General features: G+C 71.2%; 14 protein-coding genes. 4 read left to right on the top strand and 10 right to left on the bottom strand.

The features are described 5' to 3' along the window. Nucleotides 1-91: 91 nt before the first annotated feature. Nucleotides 92-526 carry a GNAT family N-acetyltransferase gene (locus tag H4N64_RS18010; RefSeq protein WP_186283365.1) on the bottom strand — a complete coding sequence of 145 codons (435 nt, stop codon included), beginning with the start codon at nt 524-526 and terminating at the stop codon, nt 92-94. A gap of 43 nt (nt 527-569) precedes the next feature. Continuing rightward, nucleotides 570-2,006 (bottom strand): aminotransferase-like domain-containing protein, encoded by a 1,437-nt coding sequence (locus tag H4N64_RS18005; protein WP_186283364.1) that lies wholly within the window; start codon nt 2,004-2,006, stop codon nt 570-572. Between H4N64_RS18005 and H4N64_RS18000 the strand changes: the two genes are divergently transcribed. Together H4N64_RS18000 and H4N64_RS17995 are read left to right on the top strand one after the other, a co-directional pair. Then, nucleotides 2,005-2,964 carry a DMT family transporter gene (locus H4N64_RS18000; protein ID WP_186283363.1) on the top strand — a complete coding sequence of 320 codons (960 nt, stop codon included), beginning with the start codon at nt 2,005-2,007 and terminating at the stop codon, nt 2,962-2,964. The two genes, H4N64_RS18005 and H4N64_RS18000, sit on opposite strands and share 2 nt — an antisense overlap. A 92-nt stretch (nt 2,965-3,056) precedes the next feature. Next, nucleotides 3,057-3,254 carry a DUF1918 domain-containing protein gene (locus H4N64_RS17995; RefSeq protein WP_186283362.1) on the top strand — a complete coding sequence of 66 codons (198 nt, stop codon included), beginning with the start codon at nt 3,057-3,059 and terminating at the stop codon, nt 3,252-3,254. A 1-nt stretch (nt 3,255) separates the two neighbouring features. On the opposite strand, the gene H4N64_RS17990 is transcribed toward H4N64_RS17995, so the two are convergent. Further along, nucleotides 3,256-4,476, bottom strand: coding sequence for a glycoside hydrolase family 10-like protein (locus H4N64_RS17990; protein WP_186283361.1), 1,221 nt, complete (start codon nt 4,474-4,476; stop codon nt 3,256-3,258). A gap of 171 nt (nt 4,477-4,647) precedes the next feature. Here H4N64_RS17990 and H4N64_RS17985 point away from each other — a divergent pair, with 171 nt between their 5' ends. Together H4N64_RS17985 and H4N64_RS17980 are read left to right on the top strand one after the other, a co-directional pair. Then, entirely contained in the window at nt 4,648-5,523 is an 876-nt protein-coding gene (locus tag H4N64_RS17985; RefSeq protein ID WP_186283360.1) for a 3-hydroxybutyryl-CoA dehydrogenase, read from the top strand. Between the two features lie 182 nt (nt 5,524-5,705). Then, complete coding sequence (locus tag H4N64_RS17980; protein WP_186283359.1) at nt 5,706-5,963, top strand: hypothetical protein; 258 nt, start codon at nt 5,706-5,708, stop codon at nt 5,961-5,963. Here H4N64_RS17980 and H4N64_RS17975 read toward each other — a convergent pair. The 7 genes from H4N64_RS17975 to H4N64_RS17945 all read right to left on the bottom strand — a co-directional run bounded on the left by H4N64_RS17975 (nt 5,960) and on the right by H4N64_RS17945 (nt 15,082). Then, complete coding sequence (locus H4N64_RS17975; protein ID WP_186283358.1) at nt 5,960-6,499, bottom strand: NUDIX domain-containing protein; 540 nt, start codon at nt 6,497-6,499, stop codon at nt 5,960-5,962. The genes H4N64_RS17980 and H4N64_RS17975 overlap by 4 nt on opposite strands. 75 nt (nt 6,500-6,574) lie before the next feature. After that, on the bottom strand, nt 6,575-7,915 hold the full coding sequence (locus H4N64_RS17970; RefSeq protein ID WP_186283357.1) for a transcriptional regulator: 1,341 nt from the start codon (nt 7,913-7,915) through the stop codon (nt 6,575-6,577). 230 nt (nt 7,916-8,145) lie between these two features. Continuing rightward, nucleotides 8,146-9,129, bottom strand: a complete 984-nt coding sequence (locus H4N64_RS17965) for a PP2C family protein-serine/threonine phosphatase (RefSeq protein ID WP_186283356.1) — start codon at nt 9,127-9,129, stop codon at nt 8,146-8,148. Between the two features lie 143 nt (nt 9,130-9,272). After that, nucleotides 9,273-11,786 carry a phenylalanine--tRNA ligase subunit beta gene (pheT, locus tag H4N64_RS17960; protein WP_186283355.1) on the bottom strand — a complete coding sequence of 838 codons (2,514 nt, stop codon included), beginning with the start codon at nt 11,784-11,786 and terminating at the stop codon, nt 9,273-9,275. Next, entirely contained in the window at nt 11,786-12,907 is a 1,122-nt protein-coding gene (gene pheS, locus H4N64_RS17955; protein WP_186283354.1) for a phenylalanine--tRNA ligase subunit alpha, read from the bottom strand. The genes pheT and pheS overlap by 1 nt, the downstream gene beginning before the upstream one ends. A gap of 127 nt (nt 12,908-13,034) precedes the next feature. After that, on the bottom strand, nt 13,035-14,180 hold the full coding sequence (locus tag H4N64_RS17950) for a sensor histidine kinase (protein WP_186283353.1): 1,146 nt from the start codon (nt 14,178-14,180) through the stop codon (nt 13,035-13,037). A gap of 53 nt (nt 14,181-14,233) precedes the next feature. After that, a complete protein-coding gene (locus H4N64_RS17945) occupies nt 14,234-15,082 on the bottom strand; it encodes a TrmH family RNA methyltransferase (RefSeq protein ID WP_186283352.1) in 849 nt (282 codons plus the stop codon). Nucleotides 15,083-15,156: the final 74 nt, after the last annotated feature.

The following is a 15,156-nucleotide window of genomic DNA, read 5'->3' as shown; positions in this document are numbered from 1 at the left end:
CGCGAAAGTGAGCAGGTCAAGAGGTGTTATCTCTGAGTTACCCAGGGTGCCCGAAACCTTACTTCCAGGTCAGGACCAGCCGGACAACCCGCTAGAAATGGAGCGCCATCCACTGCTCGGGCCGCTCCAGCGGGGCGAACCCGAGCTTCTCGTAGACGCCGTGCGCGTCATGGGTGGCGAGCAGGATCCGCCGGATCCCGTACGGCCGCAGCTCCTCACGGACGGCACCGACCAGCGCCGTGCCGAGGCCCTTGCCGCGGACCGACGGATCGACGTACACATCGCAGAGCCAGGCGAAGGTGGCACGATCGGTCACGACCCGGGCATACGCCACCTGATCCCCGGAAAGCACCTCGTACACCCCGAAGTTGAGCGAACCGTCGATCGCCCTGTACTGCTTCTCCCGGGGCCGTTCGAGCGCCCAGTACGCGTCGGTGGACAGCCAGCGGTGCACCCGCTCGGCGTCGATACGGGCGGGGTCGCTGGAGATCTCGTAGCCCTCGGCGAGGCTCGGCACGTCGGTCATGGGCGGAGATTCTCAGGCGACGGGAGCCGGCGTCGAGCCGATTTCACCGGTCGACCTCCTCGCAGGCGGCCCGCAACCGCCGTACGCCTTCGGCGATCTCCCCCGTCCCGGCGACCGCCGCGAAGCTCAGGCGCAGGTGTGCGGCCGGGGGTTCGGCGCTGAAGTACGGGCGGCCGGGGGTGATCGCGACCCCCGCGCGCAGGGCGGCCGCTGTGAGCGCCGCCTCGTCCGTGCCGTCGGGCAGGCGGAGCCAGAGGTGGTAGCCGCCGGACGGGATGTGCGGCAGGGCGAGTCGGGGCAGCTCGCTCAGCAGCGCGGCCGTCATCGTGTCCCGGCGCAGCCGCAACTCCGTGGAGATCGCGCGCAGATGGCGCGGCCAGGCGGGCGAACCCACGAGTTCCAGGGCCGCCTCCTGGAGCGGCCGGGGTACGAAGAAGGTGTCGACGACCTGGATGGCGCGCAGCCGCTCCAGCACCGGGCCACGGGCGGCCAGCGCGCTGACCCGGAAGCTCGGCGAGGTCGCCTTGGTCAGGGAGCCGACGTGCACCACGACCCCGTCGGGATCGTCGGCGGCCAGCGGACGCGGCAACGGCCCGGCGTCCTCGTGGACCAGCCGTCGTACGAAGTCGTCCTCGATCACGAAGGCGCCGGCGTCGCGCGCGATGCGCAGCACCTCGGCGCGGCGGTCGGGGGCGAGCACGGCGCCGGTCGGGTTCTGGAAGAGCGGCTGGCAGACGAACACCCGGGCGCCGGTGGCCCGGAACGCGTCGGCGAGGAGGGCGGGGCGCACCCCGTCCGGGTCGACCGGGACCGGCACGGGACGCAGGCCCGCCGCCCGGGCGATGGCCAGCATGCCGGGGTAGGTGGGCGACTCCACCAGCACCGGCGCGCCGGGCGGCGCCAGTGCGCGCAGGGCGGTGGTGAGCGCCGACTGGCCGCCGGAGGTGACCAGCACTTCGGCCGCGGTGACGGCGCCGCCGATGCTGCGTGCGAACCACTCCCGCAGCTCCGGCAGCCCCTCCATGGGCGGCCGGCCCCAGGCGCCGGGCCGACGCCCTGCCCGGGACAGCGCCGCCGCCATGGCACGTTCCGGCTGGAGGGAGGGGTGCAGATAGCCGCCGTTGAACTCGATCACGCCGGGCGGCGGGGCGGCGAGCGAGACAAGGACACCGGAGGCGTCCACCGAGCGCGGTACGAGTTCGGCGGCGCCGTCCGCGCTGAGGGAGACCTCCTGCCAGGAGGTGTCCCCGGCGGGCGCCGCCTCCGCGCGCGGCCGGGCACGGAAGGCGCCGGCGCCGGGCCGGGTCACCACAAGACCCTCAGCCGCCAACTGCGCCAGGGCCCGCGAGACGGTCACCGGGCTCACCCGGAACTGCTCGACGAGGGCCCGGCTCGACGGGAGCTTTCCACCATAGGAGTAGCGGTCGAGTTCCCGTCGCAGCCGATCCGCCAGTTCACCGACACTGCTACGCTCTTGCATGAGAGCACAGAGTAGCGCTATCGCACCGAACCGGATAGCGGTCGACACCCCGGCCGAAAGCCCGGTCGAAACCCGACCCGACGCTCCGGCCGGCACCTCGACCGCCGCCACCGGCACCCTCCTCGCCGCCCTCGGCGTCACCGCCTTCTCCCTCACCTTCCCCGCGACCGCCTGGGGCCTGGAAGGCTTCGGGCCCTGGTCGCTGGTGGCCGTGCGCAGTGTCCTCGCCGCCCTCCTCGCCGGCGGCTGTCTGCTGGCACTGCGGGTGCCGCTGCCGGACCGCAAGCACTGGGCCGGACTCGCGGTCGTGGCGGCCGGAGTGGTCGTCGGCTTCCCCCTGCTGACCACGCTCGCGCTCCAGACGTCCACCACCGCGCACGCGGCCGTCGTCGTCGGTCTGCTCCCCCTCACCACGGCGCTGCTCTCCGCCCTGCGCATGGGCACCCGCCCCTCGCGCACCTTCTGGACGGCCGCCCTCGCCGGCGCCGCCGCGGTGGTCGGCTTCACCGTGCAGCAGAGCGGCGGCGCCCTCACCACCGCCGATCTGTATCTCTTCGCGGCCCTGTTGGTCTGCGCCGCCGGCTACACCGAGGGCGGCCGCCTTGCCCGGGTCATGCCGGGCTGGCAGGTCGTCGGCTGGGCCCTGTTGCTCTGCCTGCCGGTGTCCGTGCCCGCAACCGCGCTCGCCCTGGCGATGGAGCCCGTCCGGCTCACCGCGCACAGCGTGACCGGGCTGCTGTGGGTCGCGGCCGGCTCCCAGTTCCTCGGCCTGGTCGTCTGGTACCGGGGCATGGCGGTCATCGGCATCCCGAAGGCCAGCCAGTTGCAGTTGGCCCAGCCGCTGCTCACACTGGTGTGGTCGGTGCTGCTGCTGGGCGAGCATCTGACAGTGGCCGCCCCGTTGACGGCCGCGGCGGTGCTCGTCTGCATCGCCGTCACCCAACGGGCACGCGGTTGAGTGGGCCGTACGACCCACTTCCCACCGCCGCCCCGGGCCGTAGACTCAAGGCCACGGACCGCTGCTCCCGCACTTGCTGAGGAGGCCTTCAGATGCGTGCAACCGTGGGCGACCAGCTTGTCCAGCACGGCAGGGTGGTCGGACAGCACGACAAGGTCGGCGAGATCGTCGAAGTACTCGGCGAGAAGGGCAACCCTCCGTACCGCGTCCGCTTCGAGGACGGGCACGAGGGCGTGTGCTCACCCGGCCCCGACACCGAGATCCGCCACAAGGACACCACCCCCGGGTAGGTCAGCGCGGGGGCATCGCCGGCTGCCGGTAGTGGTCGGCGACCACCCTCGCCATGGCCCGGATCGGATCCGCCGCCACCTCCCGGGCGGCGAAGAAGACATGCCCACGCGCCTCCGGATGGTCCTTGGCCAGCGTGAGGTGCCGGGACAGCTCGGCCGGGTTCTGCCAGGCGTCGCCCTGCGCCGGGTCGCCGGCCCGGTACAGCGCCTCACCGACGTACAGCTGCGTCGCGGTGCCCCGGACCGTCTCGGCCCACCAGGGCAGCAGTACGGCGTAGTCGGCGGCGGCGAAGCCGATGTGCCAGTACAGCTGCGGGCAGATGTAGTCGATCCAGTTCGCCCTGACCCATTTCCGGGTGTCCGCGTACAGGTCGTCGTACGCCTGAAGCTCCCGGGTGTCGCTGCCGCGCGAGTCGGTGGACGCGTTGCGCCACACCCCGAAGGGGCTGATCCCGAACCGTGTGCCCGGCCGGACCTCCTGGATGCGGGCCGATGTCTCGGCCACCAGCCGGTCGATGTTGTGGCGCCGCCAGGCGGCCCGGCTCGGGAAGCCGCCCCCGTGGCGGTCGAAGGCGGCGTCGTCGTCGAAGGTCTGGCCCGCCAGCGGATACGGATAGAAGTAGTCGTCGAAGTGCACGGCGTCCACGGGGTACTTGTCCACCGCGTCCAGGATCGCGTCCTGCACGAAGGCGCGGACCTCGGGCAGCCCGGGGTTGTAGTAGAGCCTCCCGCCGTGGCGCACCACCCAGTCGGGGTGCCGCCGGGCCGGGTGCGAGGCGACAAGCCTGGTCGGGTCCGCGTGGTTGGCGATCCGGTACGGGTTGAACCAGGCGTGCAGCTCCAGACCGCGGGCGTGGGCCTCACGGACGGCCGTGCCGAGCGGATCCCAGCCGGGGGCCTTGCCCTGTGTCCCGGTCAGCACGGCAGACCAGGGTTCGTACGGCGAGGGCCACAGCGCGTCGGCCGTGGGCCGCACCTGGAAGATCACCGTGTTCAGCCGGCGCCGTACCGCCGTGTCGAGGTGGGCGGTCAGCTCGGCGCGCTGGGCCGCCGCGCTCAGGCCCGGCTCGGAGGGCCAGTCCCGATTGGCGACCGTCGCCAGCCACATGCCCCGCATCTCGCCCGGCAGATGCCGCCGCTCCGGCACGGCCGACGCTCCCGACGCCGTCGAGAAGGCCGCCAAAGCGGACAGGGCGAAGGCCCGTCGTGTGACTCGGCCCATCTTGCGCACCCCAATCGCACTGCGGATCCGCATGGTCACGGACCGTCTCCGCGCCCAGGATGCACCACCCCGACGATCGATCATCGATACTTGGGAGTAACGTGCACGAACGGAGCAGGCACCGGGACCCGGCGGACCTGCCACGGCCTGGAAGACAGCGAAAGGGACGATGTGACGTACACCCCAGCGGGAGACATCGCGCGCGTCGGAGTGGTGGGCTGCGGCCAGATGGGAGCCGGCATCGCCGAGGTGTGCGCCCGCGCCGGACTGGATGTGAAGGTCGCCGAGACCACGGGCGAGGCCCTGGAGATCGGCCGCACCCGGCTGTTCAACTCCCTGACCAAGGCCGCCGAACGCGGCAAGATCAGCGAGGACGAGCTGGCGGCCACGCAGGCGCGGCTCAGCTTCACCACCGACCTCGGCGAGTTCGCGGACCGCGATCTGGTGATCGAGGCCGTCGTGGAGAACGAGCAGGTCAAGACCGAGATCTTCCAGGTGCTCGATCAGGTCGTGACCCGGCCGGACGCCATCTTGGCCTCCAACACCTCCTCCATCCCGCTGGTGAAGCTCGCGGTCGCCACCTCGCGGCCCGACCAGGTCATCGGCATCCACTTCTTCAACCCGGCCCCGGTGCAGAAGCTGGTCGAGCTGATCCCGGCGCTCACCACCTCCGAGGGCACGATCAGCCGCGCCCAGGTCTTCACCGAGAAGGTGCTCGGCAAGCACGGCATCCGTGCCCAGGACCGCTCCGGCTTCGTGGTGAACGCGCTGCTGATCCCCTATCTGCTCTCCGCGATCCGGATGTTCGAGTCGGGCATCGCCAGCCGTGAGGACATCGACAACGGCATGGAGCTCGGCTGCGCCCACCCGATGGGCCCGCTGAAGCTGTCCGACCTGATCGGCCTGGACACCGTGGCCTCGGTCGCGTACTCGATGTACGAGGAGTACAAGGAGCCGCTGTACGCCGCTCCCCCGCTGCTCCAGCGCATGGTCGACGCGGGCCGGCTCGGCCGGAAGTCCGGCTCGGGCTTCTACACCTACGGCTGATTACGCAACGTGGCTTGAAAGGGCCCGGCACCCGCGCGAGTGCCGGGCCCGCGGCATTCACACACCGTGTGCACGCCGGGCTCGCATATGCCGTCCGCACACGCTCCCCATGCACCCACCAGGGGAGTTGACTCCTGATGCGCTTGCAAGGGATGTGAGACGACTACGGAAAGGAGCGGTTCGTGACCGCCGATCCCGAGCATTCCGTCGTCCAAGGAGAACTCGCAGAGTTACGACGCCGGCTCGACGTGGCTTACGCCCGCGTCGAGGGCGGACTGACACTGCTCACCCATCGCACCGAGGAGACCGCCAAGGAACTGGACGAGCTGAACACACGGATGGTCACCCTGGAACACGCTCGCTGGCCGCTGCCGTCGATCGCGGCCGTCACGGCCGTGGGCGCCCTGATCGTGGCGATCTGGCAGGCGCTGGGGCGTTAGCCGTCCTGGCCGAGCCTGAGGTGGTGCAGCAGGAGTAACGCGGCCGCCATGTTGGCGGCCGGGACCTCCCCACGGGCGACCATGTCGGGGACGAGCTTGAGGGGGACCCATTCCCTGCGGTCCGACTCGAAGTCGTCCACGGGATGTCCGACGTACTCACCCGCGTCGGCCCAGTAGATGTGGTGCCGGGCGTCGGTGAGTCCGTTGGACGGCTCCACGCTCATGAGGTGGTGCAGGGGCCCCGGCCGCCAGCCGGTCTCCTCCTCCAGCTCCCTGGCGGCCGCTTGGGCGATGTCCTCGCCGTCCTCGACCACTCCGGCCGCGAGTTCCCACCCCCAGCTGTCGGTGATGAACCGGTGGCGCCACAGCAGGAGGACCTCGCCTGCCTCGTTGACCACCGTGGCCACGGCGACCGGCCGCAGCCGTATCAGGAAGTGGTCGAGGTGCCGGCCGTCCGGCAGCTCGACATCCGCGAGGTTGACGCTGAACCAGCGATTTGAGTACACAGTTCGTTCGTCCTGTTTCGTCCACTGCACGGTTCTGCCACCTTCCGTCGAGTAAGTGGCAATATCGCAGCAGGGACTATGAGCTGTCGGTGTTCGAGCACCGGCCTACAGCGGTACGCGTAGTGCGCCGTCGATGAGTTCCGCGGCCTCGGAGGTACCCGCACAGCCGCTGCGCACCAGATACTCGCGTACCGCCCGGAGTCTGTCGCGCAGCCGCTGGGACTCCATTCCCCTGGCCTGTTCGGCCATCTGCACGGCGGTGGCCACCGCCTTGTCGGCGTGGCCCTGACGCAGCTCGATCGTGCTGAGCATGGCGAGCCGGTGCACCCGGCCCCGGTCATGGGCGGGGTTGTCGACGGCCGCGGCCGCGTGCTCCCCGGCCGCCGCCAGTTCGCCCAGGCTCAGCAGCGCCTCCGCCACCTGGACGTTGACGAGTCCCGGCTGGACATAGCCCGTTTCGTCGGGTTCGTATCCGCGCCGGATGCGTTCGGCGGCCTGCTCGGCCCGCCGGATGCAGGACAGGGCGCTCGTGCCGTCACCGAGGTGCGCGTACGCCTTCGCCTGCATCGCGTACAGGTCGGAGGCGAGCGCCGGGGTGATGTGCCGGCCCGCGGCCCGCAGCGCGGCCTCCGCGAAGGCGACGGCCTGGCGGAACTCGCGCATGAACAGCGCCTGGTTGACCAGCAGGGCGATCACATAGGCGCCGAGCCCCCGGTCGCCGCTGGCCTTGGCGAGCCGCAGCGCCTGGTGGAAGTAGCGCTGGGCCAGGCCGTGCGCGTCGGAGTCGTAGGCGCAGATCCCGGCGATGGCCACCAACCCGCCGGTCGCGCGGTGGAGTTGGCGCCCGGTGGCGTCGGTGTAGCTGCCGCGCAGCAGCGGGGCGGCCTCGGCGTTGAGGAAGCCGACGATCCGGGTGCGGGTCGCGATGCCGCCGGCCTTGCGGTACATCTGCTCGTAGTGGGTGCGGGCGGCCCGCAGCATCTCGATGTCGGCGGGGGTCACCCGGTGCCGGCCGCCACGCGAGACGTCCACGTCCTCGGGCGGGTTCTCCCACTCCCACACCGGCATCACGGCGGGCGTACCGGTCACGGCGGGTGCGCCGAGTATGTGCGGGCGCTGCTGTTCATCGGAGCGCCACAGGGCGGTGGCCCGCTCGACGAACCCGGACAGTGTGGTGCCGTGCGGGGCGGAGGGTTCGCCGGGTACGCCGAGCCCGATGTCGTCGAGGGTGACGGGGCGTTGGAGCCGTCCTGCCAGCACCTCGCAGATCAGGTCGGGGACTTGACCGCGGGGCCGCTGCCCCTTCAACCACCGTGCCACGGCGGTGTGTTCGTACCTGAGCGCGAGCCCTCGCGCCCGTCCGGCCTGGTTCACGTGTGCTGCCAGCCCCGCGTGCGAGATCCCGGCCTCGTCCAGAATCGCGTCGAGCAGAGTGTTGGGCTGCATATGGGCCCCCCGGGTGGCTCGGTGCCGTCAGAGTAGTGGTTCCGCGTTCACACGGGGTGTGAACGGAGTGCTCGAATCCGGGCTGTGCGCGCACTGTTGCGGAGAGTTTCCAGCCGGTTGACTGAATTGCCTCGCAAGAGGCCGGCCGGGCCGTCGGCTCCCCCTCGTACAGTGCGACGGCCCGCGCCTTGCGTTGCGTCGGCTGGGCCGGGTGGCCAATGGTCGTTGCGCTAAAGGTGCGTTGTCGGCTGCGGGTTTGACGTGGCTGGTCGCGCCCCGGCGGCGGAGCCGCCTATGTCATGGCCTCGCGCCCCTGAAAGGTGGGTTCGATCGTTCCGCAGGATCAGCAATGCGACATCGTCTGCCGGTGTGTCTCCCGCGTGGCGCATCAGCGCTCTGAGCACGGTGCGCAGAATCAGCTGTGGCGAGCACGGCTGGGTGTGAGCCGCGCCTACCAGAGCCGCCTGCAGGGAGAAGAACCGGCCATGCGCGTCTCGCGCGTCTTCCGCACCGTCCGTGTACAGGGCGAGGGCTTCGCCCGGGAGCAAGCGGCCTGCGAGAGCGGCTGACAGCTCTTGTGGGAGGGGGAACGGGCCCAGTGGAGGCAGTGGATCCGCCCGGGCCAGCGGCTCGACCCTCGTACCGCTGATCAAGTACGGCCATGGATGGCCGCAGTTGAGGACCCACACCTCGCCGTCCTCGCGGATCTCCAGCAGCAGAACCGTGGCGAACTCCTCGGCCGCGGGGTGTTCGTCCCGACAGCGCTCGCGCAGGTGCCGGGCGAGAGCCCGCTCCAGGCGGCGTAGCACCCGACCCAGGTCCGGTTCGTCGTGCACCGCCTCGCGGAAGCTGCCGAGCAGGGCCGCGGCCGTACCGACGGCGGCGATTCCATGCCCCCGGACGTCCCCCATCACCACACGGACACCGTGCTCAGTGGCGATGACCTCGTACAGGTCCCCGCCGACACAGGCGCCAGGGTCGGCGGAGAGCTGGGCGGCGGCGATGTTCAGTCCGTCGATACACGGTGGCAGCGGCCTGAGCAGCACGCTCTGCGCGACTCCCGCGACCCGGCGGATCTGCCGCAGCTCCCGCAGCAGCGCCTGGCGGACATGGAGTATCAGCCCGGTGCCGACCGCGAAGAACACGGCACTGGTGACCCCGCGCGCTCCCATGCCGAGCAGCCGGCGGGGAAACACAGCCTTGATGCGGATCATGCCGATGGCCCCCCATGTGGCCGTGTCGCAGAATCGGACCGACCCCGAAAGGCCGGTCCGATTCTGTCGACCGCATGGCCAAGAAGACCACTTCACCAGCAGTTCTCACTCAAACGAGTGAGGTGACCCTTGAGGGGGGCGCACTAACCCCGAAGCACCGCCCCGGTCCGCTCACCCGCGAGAGCCACGGCCGCATCCCGAGCAGCGGACGCCTCGTCCACCGTCAGCGTCCGATCCCCCGCGCGGAACCGCAGCGCGTACGCCAGCGACTTCTTCCCGTCGCCCAACTGCTCGGCGTTCTCGTACACGTCGAACAGCCGAATGGCCTCCAGCAGGGAACCGGCACCTTCGCGCAGCGCGGCCTCCACGTCGGCGTGCGGCACGAACTTGTCGACGACGAGGGCGACATCCTGCGTGGCGACCGGGAACGAGGAGATGCTCGGCGCCTGCGGCACACCGTCGCCCACCTGCTCCAGCGCGTCCAGGTCCAGCTCCATCGCACAAGTGCGCGCGGGCAGACCCAGCGCCTTGAGCACGCGCGGGTGCAGCTCACCGGCATGGCCGACGACCTTCTCCGCACCGTCGACGGTGATCGCCAGCTCGGCGCACCGACCCGGGTGCCACGGCCCGTACTGCCCGGGCCGCACGATCAGCTCGGCACCGGCCTCCGCGGCGACGGTCCGCGCGGCCTGCACCGCGTCGGCCCACCCGCCCGGACGGCCGCCGCCCCACCAGCCGGCCTGCTCGCGGGCGCCCGCGAGGACGACGGCGACATGGCGCGGCTGCTCGGGCAGTACGGCGTTGAGCGCGGCGATCTCCTCGTCGGTGGGACGCCGGTCCACGGGCAGATGGGCGGCGACCCGCTGCTCCTCACGCGGGAGGAAGACCAGACCGGTCTCGAACAGGGCGAGATCGTGCGAGCCCCGTCCGTCGTTGCGCCGCAGCGCGCCGAGCAGGCCCGGCAGCAGCGACGTACGGAGCGCGGGCTCCTCGTCGTTGAGCGGGTTGGTCAGCTTCACGACCCGGCGGGCCGGGTCGTCGGCGTCGAGGCCGAGCTGGTCGAAGACCTGCTCGCCGATGAACGGGTAGTTCGGCGCCTCGACATAACCGGCACCGGCCAGGGCACGGCCGACGCGGCGGTGCAGCCGCTGGCGGTGGGTCAGGCCACGGCCGGACGGCGGCTTGGGCAGCGTGGAGGGCAGGTTCTCGTACCCCTCCAGGCGGATGACCTCCTCGGCGAGGTCGTTCTGCTCCAGCAGGTCGGGCCGCCAGGACGGGACGGTGACGATCAGCTCGTCCTGCCCGTAGACGTCGCAGCCGACCTGCTGCAGGCGGCGTACGACGGTCTCGCGGCCGTAGTCGACGCCCGCGACCTTGTCGGGGTGGTTCGCCGGGACCGTGATGGTGTGCGGCGCGGTCGGGGCGATGACCTCGGTGACGCCGGCCTCGGCGGTGCCGCCCGCGAGCAGCACCAGCAGGTCGACGGTGCGCTGGGCGGCAGCGGCGGCCGCCGCGGGGTCGACACCGCGCTCGAAGCGGCGGGACGCCTCGGAGGACAGCTTGTGACGGCGGGCCGTCCGCGCGATCGACACGGCGTCGAAGTGCGCGGCCTCGATGACCACGTCGGTGCTGGCGTTCTCAAGGTTGTCGTGGTCGGCGATCTCGGTGTTGGCGCCGCCCATGACGCCCGCGAGGCCGATGGGGCCGCGGTCGTCGGTGATGACCAGGTCCTCGGCGTGCAGCTTCCGCTCGGTGCCGTCGAGGGTGACGATCTTCTCGCCCTCGGCCGCGCGGCGGACACCGATCGTGCCCTGGACCAGGTTCCGGTCGTAGGCGTGCAGCGGCTGGCCGAGCTCCATCATCACGTAGTTGGTGACGTCGACGGCGAGCGAGATCGGCCGCATGCCGACCTTCTGGAGCCTGCGCTTCAGCCAGATCGGGGAGCGCGCCTCGGCGCTCAGACCGGTGACCGTACGAGCGGTGAAGCGGTCGCAGCCCATCGGCTCGGAGACCTGTACCGGGTAGCCGAACGCGTTCGGGGCCGGGACGTCGAGCAGCGCCGGGTCGCGCAGCGGCAGACCGTAGGCGATGGCGGTCTCGCGGGCGACACCGCGGATGGACAGGCAGTCGCCGCGGTTGGCGGTGACGGCGATGTCCAGGACCTCGTCGACCAGTTCCAGGAGCTCGATGGCGTCCTTGCCGACCTCGGTCTCCGGCGGCAGCACGATGATGCCCTTGGCGCCGTCGTCGCCCATGCCGAGCTCGTCGCTGGAGCAGATCATGCCGTGCGAGTTACGGCCGTAGGTCTTGCGCGCGGAGATCGCGAAGCCGCCGGGCAGCTCGGCGCCGGGAAGTACGACCACGACCTTGTCGCCGACCTGGAAGTTCCGGGCACCGCAGACGATCTCCTGCGGTTCGCCAGTGCCGTTGGCGGTGCCGACGTCGACGGTGCAGAAGCGGATCGGCTTCTTGAAGCCCTCCAGTTCCTCGATGGTCAGCACCTGGCCGACGACGAGGGGGCCCTTGAGGCCGTCGCCGAGCTGCTCGACGGTCTCGACCTCAAGCCCGGCCGAAATGAGCTTGGCCTGCACATCGCGGCCGGTCTCGGTGGCCGGCAGGTCGACGTACTCCCGCAGCCAAGAAAGCGGGACCCGCATCAGATCTCCATCCCGAACGGCCGGGTGAACCGGACGTCACCCTCGACCATGTCTCGCATGTCCTCGACGTTGTGGCGGAACATCAGCATCCGCTCGATGCCGAACCCGAAGGCGAAGCCGCTGTACTTCTCCGGGTCGACGCCGCAGGCGGTGAGCACCCGCGGGTTGACCATGCCGCAGCCGCCGAGCTCGATCCAGCCCTCGCTGGAGCAGGTGCGGCAGGGCCGGTCGGGGTTGCCGACGGACTCGCCGCGGCAGACGTAGCACACCATGTCCATCTCGGCGGACGGCTCGGTGAACGGGAAGAAGTTCGGCCGCAGCCGGGTCTTCATGCCCTCGCCGAACAGGGACTGGACCATGTGGTCCAAGGTGCCCTTCAGGTCCGCCATGGTGAGGCCCTCGTCGACGGCGAGCAGCTCGACCTGGTGGAAGACCGGGGTGTGGGTGGCGTCCAGCTCGTCGGTGCGGTACACGCGGCCCGGGCAGATCACGTAGACCGGCAGCTCACGGTCGAGCAGCGAGCGGATCTGCACCGGCGAGGTGTGGGTGCGCAGCACGACACCGGACTCGGTGCCGCCCTGCGGGCCCTCGACGAAGAAGGTGTCCGCCTCACCGCGCGCCGGGTGGTCCGGGCCGATGTTGAGGGCGTCGAAGTTGAACCACTCGGCCTCGACCTGGGGGCCCTCGGCGACCTCGTAGCCCATGGCCACGAAGATGTCCTCGATGCGCTCCGAGAGCGTGGTGAGCGGGTGGCGGGCGCCGGCCGGTACCCGGTCATAGGGCAGCGTGACATCCACCGCCTCCTCGACCAGCACCCGGGCGTCGCGCTCGGCCTCGAGCTCGGTCTGGCGGCCGGCGAGCGCCTTGTTCACGGCGCCTCGGGCCTGGCCGACGAGCTTGCCGGCGGCGGCCTTGGCGTGCGGGGGCAGGGCGCCGATCTCGCGGTTGGCGAGGGCCAGCGGGGAGGTGCCGCCGGTGTGGGCGACCTTGGCCTCCTGGAGCGCGTCGAGCGAGTCCGCGGCGGCGAAGGCGGCGAGCGCCTCGTCCCGCATGCGCTCGATCTCTTCCGGTTTCAAGGCCTCGACCTCTACAGGGTCGTACGACTTATTCGGTGCCGACATCTCTTCCCGTGCTTCCGATTGGCTGGCTGAAGGTCCCCGTCACCGACTCAGTGGGCCGTCTCCGGGACACAAAGGTGCCAAAGGCCGAGTCTAACGGGGTGAGGGTCCCCGAATGCGCCCGTGGCCGTCAGGCGAGATACGCCGGAGCCGCCACGGGCAACGTAAATCGGAACTCGGCGCCGCCGCCTTGGGCGCGGCCGACCGTGATGGTGCCGCCGTGGGCCTCGACGATGCCCTTGACGATGTAGAGCCCGAGGCCGGTGCCACCGCGCTTGCTGCCCCGCCAGAAGCGGGTGAAGACGCGGTTCATGGACTCCTCCGGGATGCCGGACCCCTCGTCGCTCACCGTGACCGACGTGGCTGCGTTTTCATGGCCGCCGCCCTCTCGGGGCGACGCCGTGGGCGTGACGTCAATCGTGACGGTTCCCTCGCCGTGCCGCACCGCATTTTCCAGCAGGTTGCTGAGTACCTGGTCGATCTTGTCGGGGTCGGCCCACAGGTCGGGCAGCGGCTGCTGAAGGCGCAGCAGGAAGCGGTCGGCGGGCTGTCCGGCGGCGACGTAGGCCTGGATGTGCCGTCCCACGGCGGCGCCGATGTCGACGGGCTGGCGCCTGACCTCAAGGCGCCCGGAGTCGATGCGGGAGATGTCCAGCAGCTCGGCGATGAGCCGGGTGACGCGGTCGGCGTCGGCGTCGACGGTCTCCAGCATCAGCCGCTTCTGGTCGTCGGTGAACCTCTCCCACTTGGCGAGCAGGGTCGCGGTGAAGCCCTTGACGGAGGTGAGCGGCGAGCGCAGCTCGTGGGCGACCGTGGCGATCAGCTCGGCGTGGCTGCGCTCGGTGCGACGGCGGGCCTCGGTGTCACGCAGCGAGACGACGACACGGCGGACGGGGCCGGTGGGCTCGGCGCGGACGTAGCGCGCGGAGACGAGCACTTCCCGCCCGCCGGGCAGAAGGAGGTTGCGCTCGGGCTGCCTGCGCCTGATGGCCAGCCCGCCGTACGGGTCGGTCAGCTGCCACCAGCGCCGCCCGTCCAGGTCCTCTAACGGCAGGGCCTTCTCCAGGCGCTGCCCAAGGGCGTCGGCGGCGCGGACGGCGGTGATGCGCTCGGCGGCGGCGTTGAAGCAGACGACGTGCCCGTGCTCGTCGGCGACGACGAGGCCGTCGGGCAGGTCGTCGGGGTCGAATCCGAGTTCTGCGGGATCACCGGCCCGGGACGCGGACGGCCGCGGCACCTGACGTGCTCCCGGTGCGCTGCTCGTGCCGACACTCATCCCCGTACCCCACCTCTCACCACGGCTGAGGGGCCCCCGAGCTGGTCACCCTACTAGCCCTCGGTAACGCTGCGGCACCCTCCGAGGGCACGCTGTGCACGGGCCGACGCGTAGAGACATACGGCCGCGGCGGTGGCGAGGTTCAGGCTCTCGGCCTTCCCGTGGATCGGTACGCGCACGACGGCGTCCGCCAGCGCGCGGGTCTCCTCCGGGAGCCCCCAGGCCTCGTTGCCGAACACCCAGGCAGTCGGCCCGCCCATGGTCCCCTTGTCGAGCTCGTCGTCGAGATCGTCGTCCCCGGCGCCGTCGGCGGCGAGGATCCGCACCCCGGCGTCCTTGAGCCCGGCGACGGCCCGCTCGACCGGCACTCCCACGGCCACGGGCAGATGGAACAGGGACCCGACGGAGGCGCGCACGGCCTTGGGGTTGTAGAGATCGACGGAAGCGTCGGTCAGTACGACGGCCTCGGCCCCGGCGGCATCGGCGCACCGCAGGACGGTGCCGGCGTTCCCGGGGTCCCGCACATGCGCGAGCACGGCGACGAGCTTGGGCCGGGCGGCGAGGATCTCCTCGAAGGGCGTGTCGAGGAACCGGCAGATCCCGACGAGGCCCTGGGGGGTGACGGTGGTCGAGATGTCGGCGATGACGTCGTCGGAGGCGAGATGGATGCGGGCTCCGGCGGCCCGGGCCTCACCGATGATGTCGGCGTACCGCTCCGCGGCGTCGACGGTGGCGAACAGCTCGACCAGCGTGTCCGCATGCTCCGCGGCCTCCCGCACGGCCTGCGGCCCCTCCGCGAGAAACAGCCGCTCCTTCCCCCGGAAGTTCCGCTTGGCCAGCCGCCGGGCGGCGGAGACACGGGGGGAACGGGGGGAGATCAGCTCAGGGCTGGCAGAGGGCATGAGGCTCACTTTCGGAAACTACACAGCGGGACCCGCAAGCCCGAAAGCCTGCGGGTCCCTCATGTCACGTCGGC

Origin of the sequence: Streptomyces cupreus, from assembly GCF_014257025.1 — a bacterium.
Taxonomy (GTDB): Bacteria; Actinomycetota; Actinomycetes; order Streptomycetales; family Streptomycetaceae; genus Streptomyces; species Streptomyces cupreus.
The sequence above is the reverse complement of the archived record's forward strand: the minus strand, read 5'-3'. Positions and strand labels throughout refer to the sequence as shown.